The sequence below is a fragment of the Sphingomonas mucosissima genome (assembly GCF_002197665.1).
Lineage (GTDB): Bacteria > Pseudomonadota > Alphaproteobacteria > Sphingomonadales > Sphingomonadaceae > Sphingomonas > Sphingomonas mucosissima.
Genome location: NZ_NBBJ01000001.1, coordinates 432,688 through 457,999, shown reverse-complemented (window position 1 = coordinate 457,999; position 25,312 = coordinate 432,688). Strand labels below are relative to the sequence as shown.

Sequence of the window (25,312 nt, the reverse complement as noted above, 5' to 3'; positions counted from 1 at the left end):
TTACAGGAGGGCCTTGGGAAGCGCATGTTTAACCGAGCACAACCATGTCGCTGACCCCCGCCTTCCTCGACGAGCTCCGCGCGCGCACGTCGCTGTCGGCGCTGATCGGCAAGACGACCAAGCTCACCAAGGCGGGGCGCGAGTACAAGGGCTGCTGCCCGTTCCATAACGAGAAAAGCCCGTCGTTCTACGTCAACGACGACAAGGGCTTTTACCATTGCTTCGGCTGCTCGGCGCATGGCGATGCGATCCGCTGGATGACCGACCAGCGTGGGCTGCCGTTCATGGATGCGGTGAAGGAACTGGCGCAGGCCGCCGGCATGGACGTGCCCGCGCCGGACAAGCGATCGGCCGAGCGTGCGGAAAAGGCGCAGTCGCTTCATGACGTGATGGCTGCGGCCGCGGAGTGGTTCCGCGCGCAGCTTGACGGCATCGAGGGAGCGGCGGCGCGCGCGCTGCTGGAGAAGCGCGGGATTTCCGATGCCACGAAGCGGGCGTTCGGCTTCGGCTTTGCGCCCGATGCACGCGGCAAGCTGCGCGCCGCGCTCAAGCACTTCGGCGATGCCATGCTGATCGAAGCCGGGCTGCTGATCAGCGTCGAAAACAAGGAGCCGTATGATCGCTTTCGTGAGCGTCTGATGATCCCGATTCGCGATCAGCGCGGGCGCGTGATCGCGTTCGGCGGCCGGATCATCGGCGATGGCGAGCCGAAGTATCTGAACTCGCCTGACACCCCGCTCTTCGACAAGGGGCGCACACTCTACAATCTCGATCGCGCGCTGCCCGCCGCCCGCAAGGCGGACCGGGTGTTCGTGGTCGAGGGCTATATGGATGCGATCGCGCTGGCGCAGGCTGGGATCGGCGAAGTGGTGGCCCCGCTCGGCACCGCGCTGACCGAGCATCAGCTGGAGCGCTTGTGGCGGATCGCGGACGTACCGACGCTCTGCTTCGATGGCGACAATGCGGGGCAGAAGGCGGCGATCCGGGCGGCGCATCGCGCGCTGCCGCTGCTCGCGCCGGCGCGCAGCCTCCGCTTCGTCACCTTGCCCGAGGGGCAGGACCCGGACGATCTCATCCGCGCCAAGGGTGCCGGCGCGTTCGAAGCCTGCGTGCGGGAATCAACGCATCTGGTTGACCGGCTCTGGACTCATGAAGTCGCCGCCCAGGCGCTGACCACGCCCGAGCAGCGTGCCGGCTTTCGGGCGCGCATGGCTGAGCTGGCGAAGACGATCGGCGATCCCGTGGTGCGATCGGAATATCAGGCGGAATTCCGCCGTCGCTACGACGAGCAATTCGGCAATCAGCGCCGCTCGTTCGATCGCGGACGTCCCTTTGAGCCGCGCCAACCGTTCACGCCGCGGCGTCCGGGGCAGAAATGGACGCCGCCCCCGCCACCCGTCACGGAAGATGCCAAGGCACTTCACGCGGTCGGCGGGATCGACCGCGTGCTCGCCAAGGCGGTTCTGGCCGGCCTGATCCGCCATCCGGTCGAGATCGCACGCCACATGGAGGTGCTGGGATCGCTGCGCATGGCCGACGGGGCGCTCGGGCGATTGTTCGAAGCGGTCGTCGATGTGGCGCTGGAGGATCAGGAGCTTGATAGCGCGCGCCTGGTCACCATATTGGGGAACAGTGGTTTCGAAGCGGTCGCTCGCGACCTGCTGAGAGCAGATAGAATGCCTTATTCCTTCACGCAGCCGACGGGGGATGTGACGCGCGCCAGGGAAGACCTTGACGAAGCGATCGCGATCCTTGTCGCCGGGCCTGAAGTGGATGCGGCACTGGCTGATGCAACGGTTGCCATGCAGACGCGCTTCACCGACGAAGCGTTTGAACGGCAGGTGGCGTTGCTGAGAGAGAAACAGGCGCTGGAGCTTCGGCTTGCAAATCTCGTTCAGTCGAACGAAGACGCCCGCGCTTTTGATTCCGAGGACGATTAATGGCGAAGGTGAACGGTAGCGGTGCAGATGAAGGCGCAGAAGTGGCCGATGCCCCGCTGATCGACCTCAACGATGCGGACATCAAGAAGCTGGTCGCCCGCGCCAAGAAGCGCGGGTACATCACCTATGATCAGCTGAATGCCGCGCTTCCTCAGGATCAGATGTCGAGCGATCAGCTCGAGGATGTGATGTCCGCGCTCAACGAAATGGGCGTCAACATCGTCGAGAACGAAGAAGCCGGCGAGGACGGCGACGAGCAGGAACAGGAGCAGCCGGAGGACGAGGTCGAGTCGGTCGACGGCGACCAGGGCACCGCGCCCGTCCTCGAAAAGAAGAAGGAAACGGTCGACCGCACCGATGATCCGGTGCGCATGTACCTGCGCGAGATGGGCGCCGTTGAGCTGCTCAGCCGCGAAGGCGAGATCGCGATCGCCAAGCGCATCGAGGCCGGCCGTGACACGATGATCATGGGCCTGTGCGAATCGCCGATCACCTTCAACGCGATCATTGATTGGTCGACCCAGCTCAACGAAGGCACGATGCAGCTGCGCGAGATCCTCGATCTCGATGCAATGCTCTCCAAGGGTCCGTCGGCCGAGCAGGTCGAGGGCGCCGAGGACGACAACGGCGAGATCAGCGAAAAGACCGCGGGCACCAGCTTCAAGGAAGAGGAAGAGCCCGAGGAAGCGTCGGCGGACGACGATGACGACATGACCGAGCGCCGCACGCCGCGGCCGTCGGACGACGAGGAAGAGGACAATACCCTCAGCCTCGCGCAGATGGAGGAAACGCTCAAACCCATGGCGCTTGAGAAGTTCGCCAACATCACGTCGATCTACAAGAAGTTTTCGAAGATGCAGCAGGGCCGGCTCGACGCCATGGGCGGCGGGACCGAGCTGACGGCGGCTGACGAGCGCAAGTACCACAAGCTGCGCGAGGAGCTGACGGCCGAGGTCGAAAGCGTCCAGTTTCACAACGCCAAGATCGAATATCTCGTTGACCAGCTGTATAGCTACAACCGGCGCTTGACCGCGCTGGGCGGGCAGATGCTGCGCCTCGCCGAGCGGCACAAGGTGAGCCGCAAGGACTTCCTCGACCGCTACATGGGCCACGAGCTCGACGACACGTTCCTGGCGACCGTGAACGGCCTCGACAAGAAGTGGACCGCGTTCGCGACCAACGAGGGTGCGGCAGTGGAGCGGATCCGCAGCGAGATCGCCGAGATCTCGCAGCAGACCGGCATGGCGCTCAGCGAATTCCGTCGCATCGTGAACATGGTGCAGAAGGGCGAGCGCGAGGCGCGTATCGCCAAGAAGGAGATGGTCGAGGCGAACCTTCGCCTCGTGATCTCGATCGCCAAGAAGTACACGAACCGCGGGCTGCAGTTCCTGGATCTCATCCAGGAGGGCAACATCGGCCTGATGAAGGCGGTGGACAAGTTCGAGTATCGTCGCGGCTACAAATTCTCCACTTACGCCACGTGGTGGATCCGTCAGGCGATCACCCGCTCCATCGCGGACCAGGCGCGCACGATCCGCATCCCGGTCCACATGATCGAGACGATCAACAAGCTGGTGCGCACCAGCCGCCAGTTCCTGCACGAGCAGGGCCGCGAGCCGACCCCGGAGGAAATGGCCGAGCGTCTTTCCATGCCGCTGGAGAAGGTGCGCAAGGTGATGAAAATCGCCAAGGAGCCGATCTCCCTCGAAACGCCGATTGGCGACGAGGAAGACAGCCATCTGGGCGATTTCATCGAGGACAAGAACGCCGTCATCCCGGTAGATGCGGCGATCCAGGCGAACCTCAAGGAAACGGTCACCCGCGTCCTCGCCAGCCTTACTCCGCGTGAGGAGCGCGTGCTGCGCATGCGCTTTGGGATCGGCATGAACACCGATCACACGCTGGAGGAAGTCGGCCAGCAGTTCAGCGTGACGCGCGAGCGTATTCGCCAGATCGAGGCGAAGGCCCTCCGTAAGCTGAAGCACCCGAGCCGCAGCCGCAAGATGCGCAGCTTTCTCGACCAGTAAGTCTGCTTACAGCAACATGAGCAAAGGGCGGGAAGAGCGATCTTCCCGTCCTTTTCATTAGCCCGCAACCGCGATAGCCGCCGGAAGGGTGATGCCGCGCAAAAGCACAGAAGTTCATAGAGCCTTTGGCGCGGCGACGAAGGTGAAAAATCGCCGCCGCGCCATCTGCCGACGCATTCCAGCGGAAGGGGCCATCGCCCGCTGGAAACGGTCAGGATCGTCGCAAGGACGGGCCTGATGACGATGAACACGGCGGACCGGCGGGGGGGACTATCGTGGACCGACGTATTCACTGGCGGGGTGAGAGGATGAACCTTGCTCGCCCGGGAGCAACTTTCCGCTGATCAGACTTACAATTTATAAGCACCCCTCATTCACCTTGTTTCAAAAAACACGTAATTTGGAATTAGGGCCGCTGCGGCTATTTAGTCCCGGCATCTGAACCATTATGGCAGTGATTGCCGGATTACGCACTCAGCTCGTGCCAAAACGGCATGATCTACTTGTCGCTCGAGAGTCGGCGCGACACGCTCGGCCGATGGCTAAGCATTCTTCCAATCCCCCCGGCATTGAACAGCAAGTAACCGCGTCCGATCTCGTGCGTCACTTTGGCATCTGGCAGGATCGGGCCAGCCGCGCGCCGGTGTACATCCTGCACCGTGGCCGTCCCCGCCTCGTGTTGACCTCGCTTGATGTGATGGATGCCCTGTGTGCGCCTCACGCCAACGGACCGACGAACGGCAGCCACCTCGTCACTCTGCTTGAGTCGGTTGGCGAGATGATCATCCTACTGGCGCAGGATAATAATATCGCCGGCGCAAGCCGCGGTGCCCGCAGCTACTTCGGCGACATGGTCGAGCAAGGCGCATCGCTCGCCGGCCTCTGTGCGCCGGGCGATGAGACGCTGCACGCCGCCGTTCAGCGCGTCTCCGGATCCGGACTGGCGGAAACGATCGAATGCCGGTCGCCGCGCTTTCCCGACCGGCTGCTGGCTTTCTCGATCAACCACGGGCCGAGTGGCTGCGTGCTTCAGGTCCAGGATGCGACAGCGCTGGAGGAACTCCAGCATTGGCGCGACCGGCATGAAGCGATCTTTCGCGCGGTGGAGGCCGCTGGCGGCGCGGCCGCCATCGTCAACCTGCGCGGGCGGATCGACTATGCCTCTCCCCGGCTCGAGTCGCTGACGGGAGCCAATGTCGAGGCGCTGACCGCCGCGCGGATCGTCTCCCTGGTGGCTGTCGGCGATCGCAGCAGATTGGGCGACGCGTTCGAAGCGGCCATTGATCAACGTGCACCCCAATCGCTGCACGTGTCGCTTTTGGTCGGCGGCGCGGCGCTGCGGCCGGTCGCGATCGGCCTAGCTCCCCTGCTCAGCGCCGGCCATGTCGTCGGCGTGACCATCATCATCAACGCGGCAGAAGCTTAACCGTCTGTTTACCTAATCTAGGTAAGTGTCCCTGCGAGTTCGCGGGGAAGGGTCACACGGCATTGCCTTCAAGTGCGGGAGTCGTGGCCGGGCGCTGCGCAATCGCCTCCATCGTCGATCAGGAGGGCACGCTCTCTTGCGATCACGCAGCAGCGCTGTGCACGCCCGACGCTGCCGCGCGTGACGTTGCTGATGCAGTTCATGTCTTGTGCCAACTTCACGGTTCCGCGCCCAGCATCGTCGCGCTGGCGGCGCGGTCGGACGGTGCTGAGGCTGTCGGACCATGGCTGGAGCAGGCGGTGGCCGCGTTCGACGAGGAAAGGGCCGTTCTTGCCATGTTAACGGCCGCTGTCGGGCCAATCCCCTCCACGCCGCGGCATACGCAGGCCGAAGCTGCGATCAATTCCCAGCGTCACGCATTAGGCACCCTGGCGCAGTCGACCCGTGCAGGCTGCGCGGGCGGCGCCGCACTGGCCTTTCTCCTTGATTGGCACGCAATACGGCCCGTGCTGGACTCCGCCGCCCAGCGTGCAGGCGTCGCGCTGCCTAGGGCGGCGCTTCCCGCGCGCGCCGCAATCATCGCCCTGGCGGAGCATGTCGCGGCCACCCCGTCGCAGGCCCGCGCACTGGCGTTCGGCGCCCAGCAGCTGGCGCTTCAGCATCACGGGCTTTGGCAATTGCTCCGAGCGCGCGCAGAGGCCCGCGCCGCGCTTTAGCCGCGATTGACGGCAAGCCGCTTGCACCTGCCGAAAATTTCGATCATCCCAAACCCGATATTCGAACGAGACGGGATGAGGGCATGAAGCGTTTCGAAGGCACGCAGAGCTATGTCGCGACTGATGATCTGAAGGTCGCCGTCAACGCCGCTGTTATGCTGCGGCGGCCGCTGCTGGTGAAGGGTGAGCCGGGCACGGGCAAGACCGTACTCGCTTATGAAATCGCTAAGGCGACAGGTGCGCCGCTGATCGAATGGAGCGTCAAATCCACCACCAAGGCGCAGCAGGGCCTGTACGAATATGACGCCGTTGCGCGTCTTCGTGACGGCCAGCTCGGCGACGAGCGCGTGCACAACATCTCCAATTACATCCGCAAGGGCAAGCTGTGGGAAGCTTTCACTGCGCCCCAGCTGCCCGTGCTGCTGATCGACGAGATCGACAAGGCCGATATCGAGTTTCCGAACGATCTGTTGCAGGAACTCGATCGTATGGAATTCCACGTCTACGAGACGAAGGAAACCGTGCGTGCCGTGGAACGGCCGATCGTCGTCATCACGTCGAACAACGAGAAGGAGCTGCCCGACGCGTTCCTCCGCCGCTGCTTCTTTCACTATATCAAATTTCCTGACCGCGAGACGATGCAGGCCATCATCGATGTCCACTTCCCCGGCATTCAGCGCCTGCTGGTAAGCAAGGCGATGGACATCTTCTACGAGGTCCGGGACGTGCCGGGGCTGAAGAAGAAGCCGTCGACAAGTGAGCTGCTCGACTGGCTGAAGCTGCTCCTGCACGAGGACATGCCACTCGAGGTGCTGCAGAACCGCGATCCGACCAAGGCGATCCCGCCGCTCCACGGCGCGCTCTTGAAGAACGAGCAGGATGTGATGCTGTTCGAGCGGCTCGCCTTCATGGCAAAGCGTCAGGCGAACAAGGGCTAAGCCCCACGACGATGGTCGCGTCGGCACTCCGCCGGCGCGACCATCGGCAGCCCGCCTGAGCCGCTGGGCGGCGCAGGCCATGTTTACTCCGGTTGTTCATTTGGCGGTCAGCAGATGCTCCGCTAAGCTAGCCCGTGTTTCTTTCCATGCTCCTCGCCGCGGCCGCTGCAGCTGCGCCCATTCCGGTCACGTCTCCAGCCACCCAGCCGCGTGGCATCTTCGAACTTGCGGCCGACGCCGAGACGCGCTGGATCCCGTTCGATCTCACGCCGGGTAATCAGCTGCGCTTCTCGCTGGAGATTGACGGGCGTCCGGCCAGCGCCATCCTCGACACCGGGGTGAGCTATTCAGTGCTCTCGCGGCGGTTCGCGGAGCAAGCAGCGTTCAGGGTTACGCCGGGCGGCAGTGCCACGGCGATTGGCGGCATGGTGCCGATCGGCTGGACCGCCACGGAGCGGGTGCGCTTCGGCAGTGTCACCCGCCACGGCGGCGGGATGGCCGTCGCCACCCTGCCCGCGCTCGCCACCGGCAGTGCCGAACCGGTGGACCTGCTGGTCGGCCGCGATCTCACCGAGAGATATGCGCTCGACATCGACTTCGCGGCGCGCCGCTTCCGCCTGCTGCCCAGCGGTCGGATGCCGTTCCGCGGCTTCACTGCGCCATTGGCCATCTCACGCGATCGCTCAGTCTATGTGAGCGAAGTAAACCTCGGCGCGACACATCTGCGGCCCATGATCGTGGATACGGGAGATGGATCATCCGTCACCGTCACGCCGGCCGGCTGGACAGCAGCGCAGATCAGCGGTGTTCGGACGACCACCACTATCTCCTTTGGCTTGGCGGGTACGGTGACGAGCACCATTGGCATCGTGCCGGCGCTCCGCATGGGCGAACTTACCGCGCGGCAAGTCGAGGTGCGGGTGGAGCCAGCGGGGGGCTTTTCTGAAACGATCCAGGCAGCCGGCAGGATCGGCTCCGGGTTCCTCCAGAAGTACCGCGTGCTGCTGGATCCCACCGCACGGCGCATGATCCTGGCGCCGGGTGCTGCCGCTGATCAGCCGCCGCTACGCTCCACCAGTGGGCTGCTGGTCGGTATCGATCGCGATCGTCTCCGTGTGCTTCATGTCATGCGCGGCGGGCCGGCCGAGCGCGCGGGCTGGTCGGCCGGGGAAACGATCTGCGCAATCGATGGCCAGCCGATCCCGCGGGATTACGCCACCAGCGCGCTTGCGGCTTGGTCAGCCGATATCCCCGGGCGAAAAGTCCGGCTCCGCTTGTGCGACGGGCCGGAGCGGCAGCTTGTGCTTCAGCAATTCTATTGAGCGCCAGACACAGCCGCCATTATTGGCGAAAAGCGCGGTTGAACTGGTCCACCAGCGGCTTCACGAGATAGCTGAGCAGCGAACGCCGCTGCGTCTGCATATAGGCTTCCACCGGCATCCCGACCTTCAGCTTCACGGCGCCAAGTCTGCGCACTTCGGCTTCCGGCACCCGCAACCGAACATCGTAGAACGGCGCACCGGATCGTTCGTAACTCTTGCGATCAGCGCCGATGTAGAAAACACTACCCGTCAGCTCTGGCGTAGTCTGGGCGCTGAATGCGGAAAAGCGGATCGTCGCTGCCTGGCCCTGGTGGAGCTGGTCGATATCGGCCGGGCTCACCGCGACGTTGACGATCAACGGCTCGGAATCGGGCACGATCTCCATGATCGTCTGCGCCGCTGGCACGACGCCGCCGACCGTCTGATAGGTTAGATTGTCGATCACCCCATCGTAAGGCGCGCGCAGTAGGGAGCGCTCCGACGCGTCGGTCGCGGCAATGGAACGCACGCGCTGATCACCCAGCTGCGCCACGACGCTCGCCAGCTCCTGCCCGGCTTGCACGCGTCCGTTGCGTTCCGCCTCGATCGCCACTTGCCCCAGCTCCGCGATCCGCGCGCGCTTCTCCGCGATCCGCGCCTTCAAGGAGCCGATCGTGCCGTTCAGCTCGGCGGCGGTTCGCTCGAGCTGGTTGACCCGCGCCACCGTCACGAGCTGGCGTGCATACAGGCCACGCAGCGCCTCAAGCTCGGGGATCAAGAACGAGCGCTGGTTCTCCGCCCCCTGCAGTTGTGCACTGGTCGCTGCAACCTCCTGCTGCGCCTGGTAGATGCGTTCACGAATGGCGCCCTGTTCCGTGGCCCGCAGCGAGCGCCGCGCCACAAACAGGCGATCCGCCTCCGCCATTGCCAGCCGCGCCGAAGCGGCCGTGCTGGCGCCCAGCGCCTGCGGATATCGGACCGTCGAGGCACCGTCGCGCTCTGCCGTCAGCCGCGCCTCTGCGGCCAACAGCTGCTCCAACGACTGACCTAGCGATGCCGCACTGTCGCCGCTCACCCGATTGTCAAACCGCATGATCGGCTGACCTTTGCGGACCCGATCACCGTCCCGCACGAAGAGCTCTGCAACCACTCCGCCGCTCGGGTGCGCTACCCGCTTGACGCTGGACTCAACTGACAGGCGCCCTTCGCCAATCACCGCGCCAGTGACCTTGATCACCGATGCCATCAGGGCGATCACCACGATCAGCGCTGAGACTAGGATCACGGCGTGGCGCAGGCTGCGGTCCAGCGCTCGTTGTGGGTCATCCCCCGTCGCGGCGTCGAACACCGGCGCAACGGCAAGAGTGAGCGCGATATCACCCGACACGATCTTTACTCCACCAAGGGTGCGGCGGCGGGCGCCTCACGCGGGTCGGCACACACGGACACTTCGGCGAGGCGCTCGGCCTCGCGCCGCTGCCGCTCGGCCAATCTCGCGCGCACGTCTTCCTTCCGCCCGAAGTCGAGCATGCCGCCTTTGCGCATCACAAGGACACAATTAGCGCTTTCGATGACCGAGGCGGAATCCTCCACCACCACCGTCACTGCGCCACGCGAACGAAGGCCAGTCAAGCAGCGACCCAGCGCCAGATGCCCATCATTGTCCTGAAAACTGCCCGGATTATCGAGCAGCACAAGGAACGGATCACCATAGAGCGCGCGCGCCCATGCGATCCGCTGCTGTACGGAAAGCGCAAGCGCCGGCTGATCCGGATCACTGACGATAGTGTCATAACCCGCGGGCAGGCGGACGATGGCGTCATGGGCACCCGCCGCCAGCGCCGCACGGGTGATGGCAGCTGCGTCGGGCGTGGGGGCAAAACCGGCGATGTTCTGCGCCACGGTGCCCGGCATCAGCCCGGGGATCTGCGGAAGATAGCCAATGTGCCCTCGAAGAGCGCTGCTATCCCATTGGCTCAGCGCTGCGCCATCGAGGCGCACGGCCCCTGCGCTATGAGACAGCTGACCCACCAGCGCCTTCAACAGGATCGACTTGCCGGCGTCGGCCGGCCCGATCACCGCGACTAGATCTCCCGCCTCTGCCCGGAATGTCACCTCTTGGAGCGTCATTCGCCGAGTACCGGGAAGCGGCACCGCAAGGCCGTGGACATCCAGTTCCCGAACTGGCGGCGGCAGGGTAACGACCGGCGCATTGGCCCGACGTTTGCTCAAAGCTGTGCGCAATGAATGCCATTCACCGCTCGCGCGGGTGAGCGTCCCGATTTCAGCGGCCACTCGGCGTAGCGGCTCGAATACGAAAAAGGTCAGCAGCAAGGCCGCGGCAATTGCGCCAATGCTCGCGGCATCGCTGGCCGCCATCCAGGTCGCGGCACCGGCAACACCGGCGAGGCACAATGCCGTGAGCAAGGATACCCGCCTTTGCACGTCCCGGCCGCCGAGTATTTGCGGCATCGGAAAGTGCCGCGGCATGTCGATGAGCGGTCGCCACGGCCGCTGCGCGATCCGCCAGCCCGAGCAGCGCGAGATGATCACGCTGGTTGTCTACCAGCACCCCAAACGCATCGCGCATGCGCCGTGGCTCGCCCGGCGCGGAGCAACGCTTCATTCTGCGCGCTTCCGTCATCAAGATCAGCGCTCCGATCATCACGCCGAATAGCGGGATCACCACAAGCCAGCCTGAGATCAGCGCAAGAATGGCGAGGAGAAGCGGCAGCGAGGCCGCGTCGACAAGGGCAGCCGCTGCGCCGCCAAGCAATGCATGCCGCAGGGAGTCCTGCTCCACCTGGTGCAACTTTCGCCCTGCGATGTCGTAGGCGGCAGAGAGAGCAGCGAGGATCTGCTGCCTTCTGGTTAGCAACAAGGCGTGGAACCCGATCAGCACGACGGCCATTCCGACAAGCCCCACGAGCGATTCACCGCTCCGGCCGGGCCGGGCCACGTCCAGCAGCAGCATCAGATAGAGGCAATACGCCACCGGCATCACCCAAAGACCGGGCGTGAGAACCGCGATGGACATCATGGCCGACCGAAGTGCGACTTGTACCCCGCAAGCGCCATCGAGGCTTGTCAGTTTGCGCTCAACCGGCAGCGACATCCCGTAATCCTCCCTCTACCCTGCCCATGATCGTCAGCGCGTTTGTGGGTCGGTGAGGTAATGAAGAGGGGCGCCGCAAGCATGCAGCACCCCTCTCGCCGGGGGACTAACTGGGGTTCAGATCGCCGACAGTTCGTTGACGAAGGCATCATAGCCTTGCGTGATGCGGATGGTCTGCGTGGCGCCATCGCCGTTTTCGAAGCTGATCAGCAGCAGATTCAAGCCTGGATTGCCGGTGTAGGTGATGCGGCCGCCGCCTGCTTCATACGCAGCCGCGAGGCCGGCGAAGCTGGAGATGATGGCGGAGTCGCCGCTGGCAAAGCCATTCAGCCCCGGAGCGTCCGTGCTGAACAGCCCGTTATACGCGCCGAACACCAATGTGTCGCCGTCCGCGAAATTCAGGTCGTAGATGGCATCGACGTCCGATGCGCCGTCGATCTGGTCACCGAAGAAGCGGAACTGATCCGCGCCAGCGCCGCCGTAAAGCTTGTCGTCGCCTCGGCCGCCGACGAGAATGTCGTTCCCCTTGCCGCCGCGAAGCACGTCGTCGCCGCCGTTGCCGGCCAGTATGGATCCCGTGCTGGACGCCCGAAGATCGTCATTCGCGGTGTTACTGCCCGATACATAATCAACCATCATGCCCTCCTGAACCATACGTATGAGCGAACGCTCATTTGAAGACACGGGAGCTTCCGAGTCTCTGAAGACCCTATGCAGCCGGAATAATTCCGAGACACCCAGAGACTAAACGAAAACGGATCAACTAGGTCGTTACTTACGTGTACAGCATCGTCAGCACACCTGTTCAGGCAGGCGTGCCGCGGAGTATCACTCTGTTCTTTCCGGAAGAATTTGTTGCCGGGGACCATAGGACACAGCCCTCCCGTCACGCACAGCTAATACGTTATCAACGGCCACGAGCACTGAGGGCCGGTGCGCCACCAATATCACGATCCCGCCGCGTGCCTTCACCGCTCGGATCGCATCAATCAGCGCAGCTTCGCCGACCGAGTCGAGATTGGCATTTGGCTCATCGAGGAGGATCAGGAACGGATCGTTGTAAAGCGCCCGGGCAAGCGCGATGCGCTGCCGCTGCCCTCCCGATAGGTGCCGGCCATCGATCCCGACTTCCGTGTTATAGCCGCCGGGCAGCCGCTGGATCATCTCGGTAACGCCCGCCTGCTCGGCTGCGGCAATGATCCGCTCAGGCGAACTTGCGGGATCGAACCGGGCAATGTTCTGGGCCACTGTTCCCGGTAACAACTCCACGTTCTGGGGCAGATAACCGATGTCGCGGCCGAGCGTCTCGCGAGGCCATTGCGTCATGGTTGCCCCATCCAGCCGCACCTCGCCGCTCACCGCAGGCAGGCTGCCGGCTAGGCCGCGTAACAGCGTTGATTTGCCCGAACCGCTCGGCCCCAGGATTGCTATAGCCTCCCCTGCATAGGCCAGGAACGAGATCCCGCGCACTGTCGGCTCGCCGCCGCCTGGCGGCGCCAGGGTGAGCGCTTCGGCGGTCAGCGACTGGCGCGGCGGCGGCAGCGGCTGCTCGGGGCGGCGCTCTCCCTCGAACGTCATGATGTCCCCGAGCCTTCGCCAGCTCTGGCGCGCACCGACAAAGCCGCGCCAGTTCGCGATCGCCGCCTCGATCGGCGCGAGTGCCCGTGATGAGAGAATGGAGCTGGCGAAGATCACCCCCCCGCTCGCCTTGCCGCTCAGCACGAGCAACGCGCCAACCGTGAGCACGCCTGACTGCAGGAAGAGGCGAAACATGCGTCCGGTCGTCACCAGTGCGCTTGCCTTGATCCCCAGCCGCACCTGAGCGTCGCGATAGGCGCCATTGGCGGCGCGCCAGATCAACTGCAATTGCCCCTGCATGCCCATAGCGTGGATCGCCTCGGCATGACGGCGGCTGGTTTCGATCGCCTGCTGCCGCTGCCGGTTCAACTGCACCAGTTCCGCCACGGTCGATTGCGTCACCCATTCCGTCACCAGCGTCAGCGCGACGAGCACCCCAGCGCCCACCAACACGGTGATGCCCAGCCAGGGATGTAGGAGGAATAGCACCCCAACGAAGAACAGCACCCACGGCAGGTCGACCAGCGCCGTCGGCCCCGCGCCGCCAAGAAAGCCACGGACCTGATCGATGTCGCGGATCGGCTGGCTAGAATCCTGGGCGGGGTAGAGCCGCGCCAGCGTCACGACCAGTTCGTGCGACTTGGCCTCCAGTTGCATGTCGATGTTCCCGGCGAGATGCACGAGCAGCTGCCCGCGGATCGCGTCCAACAAGCCTTGGAAGACGTAAGCGGCAACCACCATCAGCAGCAGCCCGACGAGGGTCGGAACGCTTCTGCCGGGAATCACCAGATCATAGACAAGCATCATGTACAGCGAGCCCGCGAGCAGCAGGACGTTCAGAAACGCGCTGACAACGGCAATGCCCAGAAACGTGCGCCGAAGAAGCGGCGTAATCGGCGCGAGCCCGTGCTTATCCTTCGCCTTGGCTGTGCTCTTCGTGATGATCACCCGCCCCCAGAAACATGTAATTCGCACAAGCGATGGCCTCGTCCTTGAGACAAAGGCGACAAATCTCCTGATGAGCAAGGCATATGAGAGAGGACATGCCCATTTCGGATGCTTCTGCGTGCGCGAGAGAGACCGATCGCGGTATGACAGCCTAGAAATGATCGCCGGTGAATTGGGATAATTCCACGCGATACTTCAGGGGAGTGAAGTTATCGTGCTTCGATTGCGCGCATCCTTTGGCGACATGGCGTCCATCAATGTGCCGCAATCCGCACGTCGTGCTGGCGCGAAGCCCAAGCCGTTGAAGCTCGCGCTTTGCGCCTCGGGAGGGGGACATGTCCGCCAAGTTCTTGATCTGGAGGATGTGTGGCGGGCTCATGACTTCTTCTTCGTAACGGAAGATCTCGCGCTTGGCCGCTCCATCGCCAAAAATCACCCTGCCTTCTTCGTCGCGCATTATGCACTGGGTCAAGCCCGACTTGGCGCGCCCTTCCGCATGTTGATCGCAGCGCTTCGAAACATGCTGCAATCCTTTATGATCATTTTCCGCGAGCGTCCGGATGTGGTGCTCACCACCGGCGCAGGCTCCATGTTCTTCGTGCTCCTGTTTGCGCGACTTGCAGGCGCGAAAATCATTCTGATCGACAGCTTCGCCCGCTTTCGGGCGCCCTCCGCCTTTGCGCGTATTGCCGGTCCGCTCGCCGACGTGCGGGTGTCACAGTCCGGCGCCGCAGCGGGGTTGTGGAAGGCGACCGAAACCTTTGATCCGCTTCGGATGCTGGATGGTCGGCGCCCTGCCAAGGAACCGCTGGTATTCGCCACCGTCGGCGCAACGCTTCCGTTCGATCGCCTCGTCCGTATGGTCGAGGACGCCAAGCGAGACGGCTTGCTTCCGGAGCATGTCATCCTCCAGGTCGGCGATTCGCCTCATGTCCCCGCTGGGATAGAGGAAGTGCATGCCTCGCTGCCGTTTGATGATGTGAAGGATATACTTCGCCGCGCCGATATCGTCGTCTGCCACGGCGGCACGGGTTCGCTTATCACGGCCTTGCAGAACGGCTGCCGAGTCATCGCCGTGCCCCGACTGTTCGAGCTCGGCGAACATTATGACGATCACCAGCTTGAGGTCACGTCAGCGTTCGCCGCGCGGGGCTTGCTCGCGGTGGTTGATCAAAGGCAGGACTTCGCGACGGCACTGGCCAAGGTTCGCGCCCAAGAACCCGTCATGGCAACGACGGAACCGGCTGCGCTTCGCGGCTATCTCACAGATCTATTGGTCCGCTGGGCCAAGGAAGATCGCCAGCGCCATGCCAGCGGGCTCAGCGCCGCGGCGCAGAGGGGCTAGTCAGAGCTTCGAGCGCGGCGCCCGTTGCACGCCACACGGCGCGACCGGCAGCAGCGGAGTCCGATCCAATCCCGTCCAGGCGCCCCTGCGCCAGGCGGGTGACCCCGAATGCCGCAACAGCAACCGGCAACAGGCAGGCTGCGCCGACCGCAACGATCGGAACAGTCACCAAAGCGGAAAGCGGGCGCTGTCCGCCTTCGCGGGCCCGATCATGCGAGCCGCTTTGTTCAAGAATGCTTGCGTGCTGTTCCATAAGGTCTAGCGGATTAGTCGATGTCGGCGGTCGCGCAACTCCGGTGTTGCTGTATGAGCCCTCGTTCAGGGATAATTACGTAGGCGGCATGAGTGGGGGCACCCGTCACCTGCGCCTTCTAGCTCTGCTGCCCACGTCCCTGAACACGCGCCTTGCCGCGGGAGGCATGCAAACACGCGGTTCACCCGCGCGCACGACCTTGCGACACTTGCGAGTCGGCCATGCCGGTGGCCTTACAACGCTGCAAACCCCCGCTTGCTCGCCAGCGCCCGCAACTCCTCCTCGCGACCGGGCGCCAGGCGCGCCATCCGCGCCTGAAAGTCGGCGACCAACGCCTTACCGGCGCGGCTTGGGGATCCGGCGTCGAATGGCGGAGCGGGATCATATTCCATGCTCAGCTGCACTGCTCGGGCATGATCCTCACCGCGCAACAGGGCAGTGAGCGACAGCGCAAAGTCGATCCCCGCCGTCACGCCCCCACCTGTCACCCGGTTCCGATCGACCACCACGCGTTCTGCCGTCGGGATGGCGCCGAACAGCGGCAACATTTCTCGCCAAGCCCAATGCGACGTTGCGCGATGGCCGCGAAGCAAACCGGCGGCGCCCAGGATCAGCGATCCGGTGCACACGCTGGTCACCCAGCTGGCGTCAGTGCCTACCCGTTCGACCCAGGTCATGGCGTCGTCATCGGCAATCACGGCATTCACCCCGATGCCACCGGGAATACAAAGAAGGTCGGCCGCCTTCACATCGTCAAAGGTGGCAGTCGGCAGGATGGCAAAGCCGGCGTCGGTCATCACCGGATCCAGGCTGCGCCACACCAGGTCGAGGCGGGCGTCGCCGCCGAGGCGCGCCAGCACTTGCGCCGGGCCAGTCAGATCGAGCTGAGTCAATGCCGGAAACAGCAGAAAAGCGATGCGCATGGGCCTCTCCTGATATCGAATGACATGCCCAGGCGCGCGGCGTCGGCGACCGTGCTTCCCCGCGGTGCTCCGCGTTTGCGCCAGTCACACGGCCAGCAGCAACGCTACGTCATTGGCCGCGTCATGATCAATAGCGCGAACGACTGGGCTTCATGCGGCGACATCATCGCCGGTCGCCTGGCGTCAATGAGGCGCCATCCCTGGCTCAATAAGGGCTGAGATCCGGCGTTGCGTCCTTGTTGCGTGCCTGCGCCTCCCGCTTGGACCGGCGCGCGTTCTGGACAAAGCAACCGGTGCCGCCGCCAGGACCGACGGTGGTGCAGCTGCCAATGCCGACATTGCCGACGTCCTGGTTGCCTTTCTCCCGCGCAGCCCAGCTTTCATTCTCTGGCGTGACTTCCAGCGTGCGCACTTCTTTGGGGATACGAAACTGTTCTTCCGCCCCGCGTCGTTGGCAGACGACGATCTCTTCGCCATTATTGTTCGTGGGGCAGCGCTCGTTGCCATACAGAACCAGAACACCGTTGACTGGCGCGCTCCGCGAGGTTTCCGTCGGCAGGGTCTGCCGGCTGGTGCGAGGGGCACCGGGCAGCGCGGCCGGCCGGGACGGCGGCGGCAGGATCACGACCTTGGAGGGCGAGATCACCGCTTCGCCAGCCTGCTGTGCGGAGAGCGGCGCCGTCATTGCCAGCATGGCAAGCACCGACGGTCTGATTAGGCGCATGTCTCTCCCCTCCCCGTCAGACCCGCTTCGCCGTCGCGATCGCGACGCGGCAGCCCAGCCGGATCACCGCGGAAAGCAATGCATAGGCCGGCGCGCTCTCAGCACCGCTGGCGAGCGCCGTCTCGCGATGTTCCAGCTCCTCGGCCTGGAAATCAGCAATCGCTTCGCGCAGCTCGGGTTCTTCCGTCCCCAGTTCGACCAGCTGATCGGCGTAGTGTTTGTCGATCTCGGTTTCGACCGCGGCGGTGCAGGCCATGGCCGCTTCCGGCCCGATCGCCGCCGTTACCGCGCCAAGGGCGTAACCGGCAACGTCCCAAATTGGCTGCAACAGGGTCGGCCGCACGCCGCGCTCGACGATCAGCCGGTCGAAGAACTGCCGATGCCGCTCTTCCTGCAAGGCCATGCCGGCGATCTCGCGCGCCAGTGGCGAACGATGCCCCATGATGGCGAGTTGGCCGGCATAGATGCGCGTCGCGCCATATTCGCCGGCCTGATCAACACGGATCATCGACTTGGTATCGCGGCGGCGGTCGCCCGGTTTCCAGTTCATCTCACCCTTCCGATCAGCCACAGGATCACCGCCGCGCCGCCAAGCGACAGGATCGCATTGAACCCCGCCAGAGAAACGCCCACCAAGGTCCATTGTGCCGCGTCGCACCGGATGACGGGAGCTGCCAGCAGGCGGCGCAGCATCTCGTCGGTCGACACGCCATCGCCAGTTACCATGGTCGAGCAAGCGGTGATGCCCTGCCACCAATGATATTCCACGCCGGCATGAAAAACGCCGATCAAGCCAGAAACGGCGATTAGCAGCGCCGCAATGACGATCATTGTCACCTTGCTGGAGCGGCCCGGCACAACAAAGGCGAAGGCCGCCGCCAGTACCGCGGCATAATGAGGCCAGCGTTGCCAATGGCACATCTCGCACGGCACCAACCCGCCGATCAGTTGTGATCCCCAGGCGCCTGCAAGCAACAGCAATGGCAGTAGCAGCGCGATGAGCCGCGCGCGTGATTGGGCCCAGCTCACTTCCCGGCGAGGTCCTTCTTCATGGATGCCGTCACCGCCGCAACCTGCGCCGGTCCGCCCAGCCGGGCGACCGTCTTCAACGCATACCAAAGCTGGAAGTCCTCGATGCCGTCCTTCTTCAACGCTTCAGGCGTCGCCGTGAAGCGCGGATCATCCTTGGTATCCTCTTCGAGGATCCGGTCGTCCGCTTTCACTTCGTTGATGAGGTGGCGGCGCAGGTCGGCCTCGCGGAACACCGGGCGCGACTTGTAATCGGCATCGCTGATCTGCGGCACGGCGATATCCGGCTCGATGCCGCCTTCCTGCACCGATCGGCCCGACGGCGTGTAGTAACGCGCGGTGGTCAGGCGCAGTGCGGTCGTCGGCCCCAGCTGAAGCAGCGTCTGCACCGATCCCTTGCCGAAGGTGCGCTCGCCCATGACGATACCGCGATGATGATCCTGGATCGCGCCGGCGACGATCTCGGAGGCGGAGGCTGTACCGCTGTCGGTCAGCACGACGATCGGCAGGCCGTGCGCCATGTCGCCAGGCTTGGCGTAATAGCGCTCCACGTCACCCTTCCCGCGCCCGCGCTGCGATACGACTTCGCCGCCCTCCAGGAACACGTCGGCCACTTCGATCGCCTGGGTCAGCAGCCCGCCGCCGTTGGAGCGCAGGTCCACAACATAGCCGAGCGGGCGACGGCCCAGCGCCTTCTCGATCGCCACCATCGCGGCGCGCGTGTCGGCACCGGTCGTCTCGGAGAAAGTGTTGATGTTGACGTAGCCGACATCGCCCTTCACCTCCCATTTCACCGGGCGCTGGACGATCAATTCACGCACCAAAGCCAATTCCATCGGCTTGTCGCGACCCGGCCGCACGACGGTGATGTTCAGCTTCGAGCCCGGCTTGCCGCGCATCTGCGCCACCGCTTCATCCAGCGTGCCGCCGTAGATCAGCTTTCCGTCGATGTGGGTGATATAATCGCCCGCCTTTACGCCCGCACGCCACGCCGGAGAATCCTCCTGCGGCGCGATGACCTTAACGGCCCCGTCCTCGAGCGATACGGTGAGGCCAAGGCCGCCGTAATTGCCCTCCGTCTGGATACGCAAATTTTCGAAATCGGACGCATCGACATAGCCGGAGTGCGGATCGAGCGCCGTCAGCATGCCCTGGATCGCGCCTTTGATCAGTTGTTCGTCGGTGACCTTGTCGACGTAATCCGCTTTGACGCGGTTATACACGTCCATGAAGCGCTCCATCTCGCGATAGGCGCTCGCATCCACCGCGGCCATCGCCCCGGTGGTTAGCGGCGCGAGCGCAAGTGTCGCGACCAGGGCAGTGGCGGAGAGCAGCGGAAACTTCATGTAGGTCACGTCCTCGGGCGAACCGGATTGATCGCCTTTAGCGGCTTTCGCGTGGCCGATCAAAGCGCAGACGAGGTGAACGGAGGCTGAGCGCGCAGAATCCTTATCAAGCATGCGAGGCGATCGGCGAACTACCCGGCCTCGGTCACCCGATCAGACCAGTCATGTCGACCGGCCGACCCTGCCGCCGCAACTCCACCGTCACCATCGGCTCGCCGCCCGTCGGTGCACGGCCAATGGTGTCACCCGCCCCAACCTGAGCACCGCGCTTCACGGTGGCCTCGCCGATCCCAGTGATCAGGCTGTTCCAGCCGTTGCCGTGGTCGATGATGACGATCGTGCCATAGCCGCGGAACGGGCGCGACAGGATCACCTGTCCGGCGGCGGGAGCCCGGACGATCGCCCGCTCGCCCACCGCGAAGGTCAGCCCGCGGGACCGCACGCCATTTTCCGAGACCTCACCGTAGCCGGTCACCAGCCGGCCGCCGACCGCCAGCCGATAGGCTGGCGTGCGTAATTCGGGCGGAACGATCGATCGCGGCGGGCCGGGCAGCTGCGCCAGTTCTCCAAGTTTTGCCTCGGTCTCGCCGATGGCAGTCACCCGGTCGATGATGTCGCGCGCTTCTTCGCCGAGCGCGATCGCCCGGTCAGACTGAACCAGCGCGTCGCGGTTCAGCTGCACCGCGGCGCTGGCATGGCGTGCCCGCACCGCGGCCAGCGCCTGTCGCTCGGCGATGAGTGCGCGCCGGCTCTCCTCCAGCCCCGCTGCCGCCAGCGCGGCCGCCGCGCGCAACCTGCGGCTTTGCGCCAGCTCCTCGCGCAGGCCCGCGGTCTCACGCCGGATCACCGGCAAGGTGCTCCCCAGCACGGCGCGCACATGGACCAGATCCGTCACAGACCCCGGTTGCACGATCACCGCCGCCACCGGGCGGCGCGCGAGAGAGGAAAGTGCCGCGATGAGCTTCGCAACCGGCTTTTGCCGCTCGCCAAGTGTCGCCCGCTGCTGCTCCAGCAACCCCTCGATGATCGCAACCCGCGCCCGCGCCGCGGCTACGGTTGCTTCGGCGCGATCGATGCGCGCGCCCACCGCGGCTTCCTCGGCCTGCGCCTTCGCCACGGCGCCTCGCTCCGCCGCCGCCCGCCGTTCCAGGTCGGCCGCCCGTGCCGCGGCCTGCGTTGCCTCCGCCTTGGCTGCCCTCAGCCGCTCACGCTCGATCGACAGGCGGTCAGGCGCCGCCGTCGCACTGGCGAGCAGCATCGCCGCCCCCGTGAGCATCGCTGTCAGCCCCACCCGCATCGCGGATCAGCCTTCGCGATGATAAGGATGATTGGCAAGGATGGAGGTGACGCGGAACAATTGCTCCGCCAGCATGGCACGGGCCAGCATGTGCGGCCAGGTGGCGCGCCCGAACGACAGCAGCAGGTCCGCCCCTTCCCGCTCGGCATCGTCAAACCCGTCGGCGGCGCCGATCATGAAGCGCGCCTCACGCACGCCATCATCGCGCCACCGCTCAAGGACACGCGCGAACTCAACGGACGACAGCACCTTTCCGGTCTCGTCCAGCATGATCCGCCTGGTGGCGGGCGCCACGTCGGGCACTTTCCCGGCACGATCGGGCAATTCGGTCACGCGGGTCGGCCAGGCAATCCGCTTGAGATAGCGATCAACCAGCTCGGCCTCGGGCGAACGCCCAATCCGCCCGCGCGCCACGATGTGAAGGATCAGATCAGGCGTTCCCGGGCACCGGGGCGGCCGGCGCGTCGCCGAACGACCACATCCGCTCCAGATTGTAGAAGGAGCGGACCTCGGGGCGGAACAGGTGAACGATCACGTCGCCGGCGTCGATCAGCACCCAGTCAGCGGTGGGCAGGCCCTCGATCCGCGGCGACCTGCCGGTCTCGTGCTTGATCTTTTCGGCCAGCTTCTGGGCCATGGAGGCGACCTGACGGGTCGAGCGCCCGCTTGCGATCACCATATGATCAGCGATCGAGGACTTCCCGGCGAGCGGGATGGAAATGGTGTCGGCCGCCTGATCATCGTCCAGGCTGTCGAGAACAAGCTTATGCAATGCCGCGACGCTGTCAGCGTCGGAGGATCGATAGGCGTTGGCGGAAACGGGCAAGTTCACTCCTGGGTGAAAGGTTTGGCTGTGGATATGGGGAGGGCATAGCGCTGATGCCAGGCAGGATCTGCGGCGCGAAGCTGCGTCGCGGATGTCGGGTCAGGGCGGAAACGCAGCAGCACCAGGGCTGGCACACTCCACTCGGTCCAGTTCATCGCCTGGCGTGCGGGCCTCTGGAAGCGCCGCAGCCAACCCATCGCGGGTGCCGCGCGGGCAACAGCATCATAGCCGGGTCGCGCAATAACTGCAATCGGAACCGTGCGCGCGATCCGCCGCCATTCGCGCCAGCGATGAAACTGGCCCAGATTGTCCGCGCCCATCACCCAGATGAAACGATGCCGCGGATAGCGTCCGACAAGCGCGGCGAGCGTATCCACCGTATAGCGCGTGCCTAGCCGCGCCTCGACATCGGTAGGGCGAATACGAGCCGCGCGAGCGACGCGGCGGGCAGAAGCGAGCCGCGCAGCAAGCGGCGCCATGCCAGCCGCCGGCTTCAGCGGATTGCCGGGCGACACCAGCCACCACATCTCGTCCAGATCGAGCGCTTGGATCGCCGCGAGGCTGATCCCGCGGTGCCCATTGTGCGCCGGATTGAACGAGCCGCCGAGCAGGCCGATGCGATGCGGGCGGCGGTTCATGGGTGATCCGTAGCGATGATAACTGCCGTCCACCCCGCAAGAACCGTCATCCCGGACTCGTCCCGGGATCCAGGGCACCGCGTACTCAACGCTCGCCGCTCCTGCGGCACAGTGGATGCCGGGACCAGCCCGGCATGACGAACAGGAGTTTGCTTACGGTGGCGAAGATCAGAAGCTCTGTTCCGCATAGACACGCGACAGGTCGCCGCCCCAGGCGCCATGATAACGATCGAGCAGCTGCTCCGCCGGCACCTTCCCTGTCCGCACGATCTCGCGCAGCGGATCGAGGAAGCCGGTCTCGTTGTCGCCCGAGCTGTTCAGGCGCGCGCGCGCGGCAAGCCCGGCATTGGCAATGTCCAGCACCTCGCCCGCGATGTCGCGCAACGTCCCTCGGCCCGGCACCGGCGCATCCAGCCCCAGCTTCGGCACCGCATCGCGCAGCGCCTGGCGCTCGTCGATCGTCCAATGTTTTACCAGACTCCAAGCCGCATCCAGCGCGCCCTGATCGTAGAGCAGACCGACCCAGAAGGCCGGCAGCGCACAAATCCGGTTCCACGGGCCGCCATCCGCGCCGCGCATCTCCAGGAACGTCTTGAGCCGCACTTCGGGGAAGGCGGTGGAAAGGTGATCGGTCCAATCGTCCAACGTCGGCCGTTCACCCGGTAAGACTGAAAGCTCGCCCGTCAGAAAATCTCGGAACGACAGGCCGGCGGCATCGATGTACTGGCCGTTGCGATAAACGAAGTACATCGGCACATCGAGCATATAGTCGGTATAACGCTCATAGCCGAAGCCATCCTCGAACACGAAGGGAAGCATGCCCGTGCGCGCAGGGTCGGTATCCGACCAAATGTGGCTGCGGTAGCTGAGGTAGCCGTTGGGCTTGCCCTCGGTGAACGGTGAGTTGGCGAACAGCGCGGTCGCCAGCGGCTGCAGCGCAAGGCCGACGCGAAACTTCTGCGCCATGTCGGCTTCGCTCGCATAGTCCAGGTTAACCTGGATCGTGCAGGTGCGGAGCATCATGTCGAGCCCCATGCTACCGACGCGCGGCATGTGGCGCAGCATGATGCCATAGCGCCCCTTCGGCATGATCGGCAGCTCGGCGCGCGTCTTGTCCGGCCACATGCCGAGCCCGAGAAAACCGATGCCGAGCTTCTCGCCCGCCGCCTTCACCTGATCCAGATGGCGCCCGGTTTCCGCACAGGTCTGGTGCAGGTTCTCGAGCGGCGCGCCGGAAAGCTCGAACTGTCCCGCCGGCTCCAGGCTGACCGATCCGTCCGCCCCGGTCAGCGCGATGAGGTTGCCCCCCTCCTCGACCGGCTTCCAGCCGTGCTGCTGCAATTCGATCAGCAGCGCGCGGATGCCGCCGGCTTCGTCCCAGCTCGGCGCATGGTGATCGTCACGCGAATAAACGAATTTCTCGTGCTCGGTGCCGATCCGCCACCGCTCCCTGGGCTTCTCGCCGCCCGCGAAACTGGCGATCAGCTGGTCGCGCGACTCGACAACAGGCGAGTTGCTGTCTGAAACGGTTTTGGTCGTCATGGCGCGCCCTTAATGGGGGATTGCTGGCGGTGCTAGATGCTCCGGCAGCACCGGAGGCATCACCAGTCGCCGGCAATCGCCATCCAGATCGCGACGGCAGCGGCCGCTGCGGTGTCGGCGCGCAGGATTCGCGGGCCCAGCCCCATGCCCACCGCCTGCGGCAGCGCGCGGATCGCCGCACGCTCCTCGTCATCGAAGCCCCCCTCAGGGCCGATCAGGATCGCCGCAGCGCCCCGCTTCATCACCTCGCGCGCGGGCGCGCCGCCAAGCTCGTCGGCAAAATAGAGCATTCGGTCTGCCGACCAATCGCGCAGCAGCACCGCCAGCTTCACCGGCTCGGCCACCTCAGGCAGCGCCGTCCGCCCGCATTGCTCCGCCGCCTCGATCATATGCGCGCGTAGCCGCTCCACCTTGGGCCGGTCCACCACCGTGCGATGGGTGACAACGGGCAGCAAGCGCGCGACGCCCAGCTCACACGCCTTCTCCGCCATCCAGTCGACCCGTCCCTTTTTCAGCGGCGCCGCGACGAGCCACAGATCGGGCACGTCCTCACGCTCCGCGAGTCGCTCGGTCACGTCCAGGATGATGTCGCGCTTTCCGGCGGCAGCAACCACGGCCAGCCATTCGCCGGTAACGTCATCAAACAATCGCACCGGATCGCCGGCCTTCACGCGCATCACACCGGCAAGGTAATGCGCCTGCGGCCCGTCGATGCGCAGCGGACCGGCAGCCAGCGGCTGGTCGACGAACAGCCGAGGGGTCGAACGCGGCGGCCAGGCGGGAGTGGCGATCATGGGCGTGGGCCTTTACGCCGCCCACGCGCGATCAGCCAGCGCGCGATCAAGAACAGGATCAGCCCGGTAACGGCGATCACGATCACCACGCCCGTCACCAACCCTGCGACGCGCAGGATGGCGTAAAATAGCGCCTCCACGAAGCGGCCGATGGCAACCGACAGGTGGATCATTCAGCGCACACGCCGCCACGTCTGCGATTTGCACCCGAAGTTCGCGAACAAGCATCCCGTGCCGACGATCGTGTCGCGGTTGACCTGGTCGATCGTGCCATCAAACGTCTGGCCGATGTCGGGTACGTACACCTGGCCGTGCCACAGTCCGTCGTCTCCCATGCGGAAGTCACGGAACAATTGCGTGCCCACCAGCTGATTGGAGCCGCCAGCAGCGGCATCGGCCCGCGCCTTCGCGCTGGCCTGAGTAACGGTGCCGCACAGCCCGCGGCCACATCGCGCCACCTTGATCCGCACGCTGTCGGCGGCGTTGCGCCATGTGCCCTCCCAGCCGCCTGCGCGCTGGGCGGCGGCCGGCATGGCGGTGAGCAGGAGGGCGGCGGCTAGGGATAAGCGCTTCACTGACATGGTCTCTGCTGAACTCCACTGGCGA

Annotated in this window: 25 protein-coding genes and 1 riboswitch; of the genes, 7 read left to right on the top strand and 18 right to left on the bottom strand. The window is 64.9% G+C overall.

The window, feature by feature from the left end; genetic code table 11:
* Positions 1–44 precede the first annotated feature (44 nt).
* The 6 genes from dnaG (at position 45) to SPMU_RS02095 (ending at position 8,369) form a co-directional block, all read left to right on the top strand.
* Positions 45–1,940 carry a DNA primase gene (gene dnaG / locus SPMU_RS02120; RefSeq protein ID WP_088331481.1) on the top strand — a complete coding sequence of 632 codons (1,896 nt, stop codon included), beginning with the start codon at positions 45–47 and terminating at the stop codon, positions 1,938–1,940.
* Positions 1,940–3,967: an RNA polymerase sigma factor RpoD gene (rpoD, locus tag SPMU_RS02115; RefSeq protein ID WP_088331479.1), complete on the top strand. Its 2,028-nt coding sequence runs from the start codon at positions 1,940–1,942 to the stop codon at positions 3,965–3,967. The genes dnaG and rpoD overlap by 1 nt, the downstream gene beginning before the upstream one ends.
* Before the next feature lie 538 nt (positions 3,968–4,505).
* Positions 4,506–5,393, top strand: coding sequence for a PAS domain-containing protein (locus SPMU_RS02110; RefSeq protein WP_088331476.1), 888 nt, complete (start codon positions 4,506–4,508; stop codon positions 5,391–5,393).
* 83 nt (positions 5,394–5,476) lie between these two features.
* Positions 5,477–6,109, top strand: coding sequence for a DUF6975 family protein (locus tag SPMU_RS02105; protein WP_088331474.1), 633 nt, complete (start codon positions 5,477–5,479; stop codon positions 6,107–6,109).
* A gap of 83 nt (positions 6,110–6,192) precedes the next feature.
* Entirely contained in the window at positions 6,193–7,047 is an 855-nt protein-coding gene (locus tag SPMU_RS02100; RefSeq protein ID WP_088331472.1) for an AAA family ATPase, read from the top strand.
* Between the two features lie 134 nt (positions 7,048–7,181).
* On the top strand, positions 7,182–8,369 hold the full coding sequence (locus tag SPMU_RS02095; RefSeq protein ID WP_245832670.1) for an aspartyl protease family protein: 1,188 nt from the start codon (positions 7,182–7,184) through the stop codon (positions 8,367–8,369).
* A 19-nt stretch (positions 8,370–8,388) separates the two neighbouring features.
* On the opposite strand, the gene SPMU_RS02090 is transcribed toward SPMU_RS02095, so the two are convergent.
* The 5 genes from SPMU_RS02090 to SPMU_RS02070 all read right to left on the bottom strand — a co-directional run bounded on the left by SPMU_RS02090 (position 8,389) and on the right by SPMU_RS02070 (position 13,989).
* Complete coding sequence (locus tag SPMU_RS02090) at positions 8,389–9,735, bottom strand: HlyD family type I secretion periplasmic adaptor subunit (RefSeq protein ID WP_169715612.1); 1,347 nt, start codon at positions 9,733–9,735, stop codon at positions 8,389–8,391.
* A 5-nt stretch (positions 9,736–9,740) separates the two neighbouring features.
* Positions 9,741–10,580: an ATP-binding cassette domain-containing protein gene (locus SPMU_RS02085; RefSeq protein WP_169715611.1), complete on the bottom strand. Its 840-nt coding sequence runs from the start codon at positions 10,578–10,580 to the stop codon at positions 9,741–9,743.
* Between the two features lie 52 nt (positions 10,581–10,632).
* On the bottom strand, positions 10,633–11,463 hold the full coding sequence (locus SPMU_RS16820) for a hypothetical protein (RefSeq protein WP_169715610.1): 831 nt from the start codon (positions 11,461–11,463) through the stop codon (positions 10,633–10,635).
* A 117-nt stretch (positions 11,464–11,580) separates the two neighbouring features.
* On the bottom strand, positions 11,581–12,099 hold the full coding sequence (locus tag SPMU_RS17370; RefSeq protein WP_281250973.1) for a calcium-binding protein: 519 nt from the start codon (positions 12,097–12,099) through the stop codon (positions 11,581–11,583).
* A 192-nt stretch (positions 12,100–12,291) separates the two neighbouring features.
* On the bottom strand, positions 12,292–13,989 hold the full coding sequence (locus SPMU_RS02070; protein WP_169715609.1) for a type I secretion system permease/ATPase: 1,698 nt from the start codon (positions 13,987–13,989) through the stop codon (positions 12,292–12,294).
* A gap of 214 nt (positions 13,990–14,203) precedes the next feature.
* Between SPMU_RS02070 and welK the strand changes: the two genes are divergently transcribed.
* Positions 14,204–15,334 carry a beta-1,4-glucuronosyltransferase WelK gene (gene welK / locus SPMU_RS02065; RefSeq protein ID WP_245832668.1) on the top strand — a complete coding sequence of 377 codons (1,131 nt, stop codon included), beginning with the start codon at positions 14,204–14,206 and terminating at the stop codon, positions 15,332–15,334.
* A 486-nt stretch (positions 15,335–15,820) separates the two neighbouring features.
* Here the strand turns inward: welK and SPMU_RS02055 are convergent, their stop codons facing one another.
* The 13 genes from SPMU_RS02055 to SPMU_RS02000 all read right to left on the bottom strand — a co-directional run bounded on the left by SPMU_RS02055 (position 15,821) and on the right by SPMU_RS02000 (position 25,287).
* Complete coding sequence (locus SPMU_RS02055) at positions 15,821–16,510, bottom strand: DJ-1/PfpI family protein (protein ID WP_088331451.1); 690 nt, start codon at positions 16,508–16,510, stop codon at positions 15,821–15,823.
* Between the two features lie 19 nt (positions 16,511–16,529).
* Positions 16,530–16,608: riboswitch (ZMP/ZTP riboswitch) on the bottom strand.
* Positions 16,609–16,715: 107 nt separating this feature from the next.
* Complete coding sequence (locus tag SPMU_RS17055) at positions 16,716–17,204, bottom strand: hypothetical protein (RefSeq protein WP_342746433.1); 489 nt, start codon at positions 17,202–17,204, stop codon at positions 16,716–16,718.
* A 46-nt stretch (positions 17,205–17,250) separates the two neighbouring features.
* A complete protein-coding gene (locus SPMU_RS02045; RefSeq protein WP_088331449.1) occupies positions 17,251–17,784 on the bottom strand; it encodes a demethoxyubiquinone hydroxylase family protein in 534 nt (177 codons plus the stop codon).
* Entirely contained in the window at positions 17,781–18,263 is a 483-nt protein-coding gene (locus tag SPMU_RS02040) for a disulfide bond formation protein B (protein ID WP_088331447.1), read from the bottom strand. The genes SPMU_RS02045 and SPMU_RS02040 overlap by 4 nt, the downstream gene beginning before the upstream one ends.
* Positions 18,260–19,609 (bottom strand): S41 family peptidase, encoded by a 1,350-nt coding sequence (locus tag SPMU_RS02035; protein WP_088333103.1) that lies wholly within the window; start codon positions 19,607–19,609, stop codon positions 18,260–18,262. Before SPMU_RS02035 ends, SPMU_RS02040 begins: the two co-directional genes overlap by 4 nt.
* Positions 19,610–19,754: 145 nt before the next feature.
* A complete protein-coding gene (locus SPMU_RS02030) occupies positions 19,755–20,906 on the bottom strand; it encodes a murein hydrolase activator EnvC family protein (protein ID WP_245832663.1) in 1,152 nt (383 codons plus the stop codon).
* A gap of 6 nt (positions 20,907–20,912) precedes the next feature.
* Positions 20,913–21,335: a 23S rRNA (pseudouridine(1915)-N(3))-methyltransferase RlmH gene (locus SPMU_RS02025; RefSeq protein ID WP_088331445.1), complete on the bottom strand. Its 423-nt coding sequence runs from the start codon at positions 21,333–21,335 to the stop codon at positions 20,913–20,915.
* 1 nt (position 21,336) lies between these two features.
* Entirely contained in the window at positions 21,337–21,732 is a 396-nt protein-coding gene (gene rsfS, locus SPMU_RS02020; protein ID WP_088331443.1) for a ribosome silencing factor, read from the bottom strand.
* Positions 21,733–21,734: 2 nt separating this feature from the next.
* Entirely contained in the window at positions 21,735–22,370 is a 636-nt protein-coding gene (locus SPMU_RS02015; protein ID WP_088331441.1) for a nicotinate-nucleotide adenylyltransferase, read from the bottom strand.
* Positions 22,371–22,538: 168 nt separating this feature from the next.
* Entirely contained in the window at positions 22,539–23,912 is a 1,374-nt protein-coding gene (locus tag SPMU_RS02010; protein WP_088331439.1) for a glutamate--cysteine ligase, read from the bottom strand.
* A gap of 59 nt (positions 23,913–23,971) precedes the next feature.
* Entirely contained in the window at positions 23,972–24,706 is a 735-nt protein-coding gene (locus tag SPMU_RS02005) for a 16S rRNA (uracil(1498)-N(3))-methyltransferase (protein ID WP_088331437.1), read from the bottom strand.
* Positions 24,703–24,879 carry a hypothetical protein gene (locus SPMU_RS16815; RefSeq protein WP_169715608.1) on the bottom strand — a complete coding sequence of 59 codons (177 nt, stop codon included), beginning with the start codon at positions 24,877–24,879 and terminating at the stop codon, positions 24,703–24,705. Before SPMU_RS16815 ends, SPMU_RS02005 begins: the two co-directional genes overlap by 4 nt.
* Positions 24,880–25,287 (bottom strand): DUF2147 domain-containing protein, encoded by a 408-nt coding sequence (locus tag SPMU_RS02000; protein WP_088331435.1) that lies wholly within the window; start codon positions 25,285–25,287, stop codon positions 24,880–24,882.
* Positions 25,288–25,312: the final 25 nt, after the last annotated feature.

Bases quoted from the DNA above. Each gene is read 5' to 3' on its own strand.
- rpoD (WP_088331479.1), top strand. From the start codon at position 1,940: ATGGCGAAGGTGAACGGTAGCGGTGCAGATGAAGGCGCAGAAGTGGCC.
- SPMU_RS02035 (WP_088333103.1), bottom strand. From the start codon at position 19,609: ATGAAGTTTCCGCTGCTCTCCGCCACTGCCCTGGTCGCGACACTTGCG.
- SPMU_RS16820 (WP_169715610.1), bottom strand. From the start codon at position 11,463: ATGTCGCTGCCGGTTGAGCGCAAACTGACAAGCCTCGATGGCGCTTGC.
- dnaG (WP_088331481.1), top strand. From the start codon at position 45: ATGTCGCTGACCCCCGCCTTCCTCGACGAGCTCCGCGCGCGCACGTCG.
- SPMU_RS02110 (WP_088331476.1), top strand. From the start codon at position 4,506: ATGGCTAAGCATTCTTCCAATCCCCCCGGCATTGAACAGCAAGTAACC.
- SPMU_RS02015 (WP_088331441.1), bottom strand. From the start codon at position 22,370: ATGAACCGCCGCCCGCATCGCATCGGCCTGCTCGGCGGCTCGTTCAAT.
- SPMU_RS16815 (WP_169715608.1), bottom strand. From the start codon at position 24,879: ATGATCCACCTGTCGGTTGCCATCGGCCGCTTCGTGGAGGCGCTATTT.
- SPMU_RS02030 (WP_245832663.1), bottom strand. From the start codon at position 20,906: ATGCGGGTGGGGCTGACAGCGATGCTCACGGGGGCGGCGATGCTGCTC.
- SPMU_RS02005 (WP_088331437.1), bottom strand. From the start codon at position 24,706: ATGATCGCCACTCCCGCCTGGCCGCCGCGTTCGACCCCTCGGCTGTTC.
- SPMU_RS17055 (WP_342746433.1), bottom strand. From the start codon at position 17,204: ATGCTGGCAATGACGGCGCCGCTCTCCGCACAGCAGGCTGGCGAAGCG.
- SPMU_RS17370 (WP_281250973.1), bottom strand. From the start codon at position 12,099: ATGGTTGATTATGTATCGGGCAGTAACACCGCGAATGACGATCTTCGG.
- SPMU_RS02000 (WP_088331435.1), bottom strand. From the start codon at position 25,287: ATGTCAGTGAAGCGCTTATCCCTAGCCGCCGCCCTCCTGCTCACCGCC.
- SPMU_RS02055 (WP_088331451.1), bottom strand. From the start codon at position 16,510: ATGCGCATCGCTTTTCTGCTGTTTCCGGCATTGACTCAGCTCGATCTG.
- SPMU_RS02100 (WP_088331472.1), top strand. From the start codon at position 6,193: ATGAAGCGTTTCGAAGGCACGCAGAGCTATGTCGCGACTGATGATCTG.
- SPMU_RS02045 (WP_088331449.1), bottom strand. From the start codon at position 17,784: ATGAACTGGAAACCGGGCGACCGCCGCCGCGATACCAAGTCGATGATC.
- SPMU_RS02010 (WP_088331439.1), bottom strand. From the start codon at position 23,912: ATGACGACCAAAACCGTTTCAGACAGCAACTCGCCTGTTGTCGAGTCG.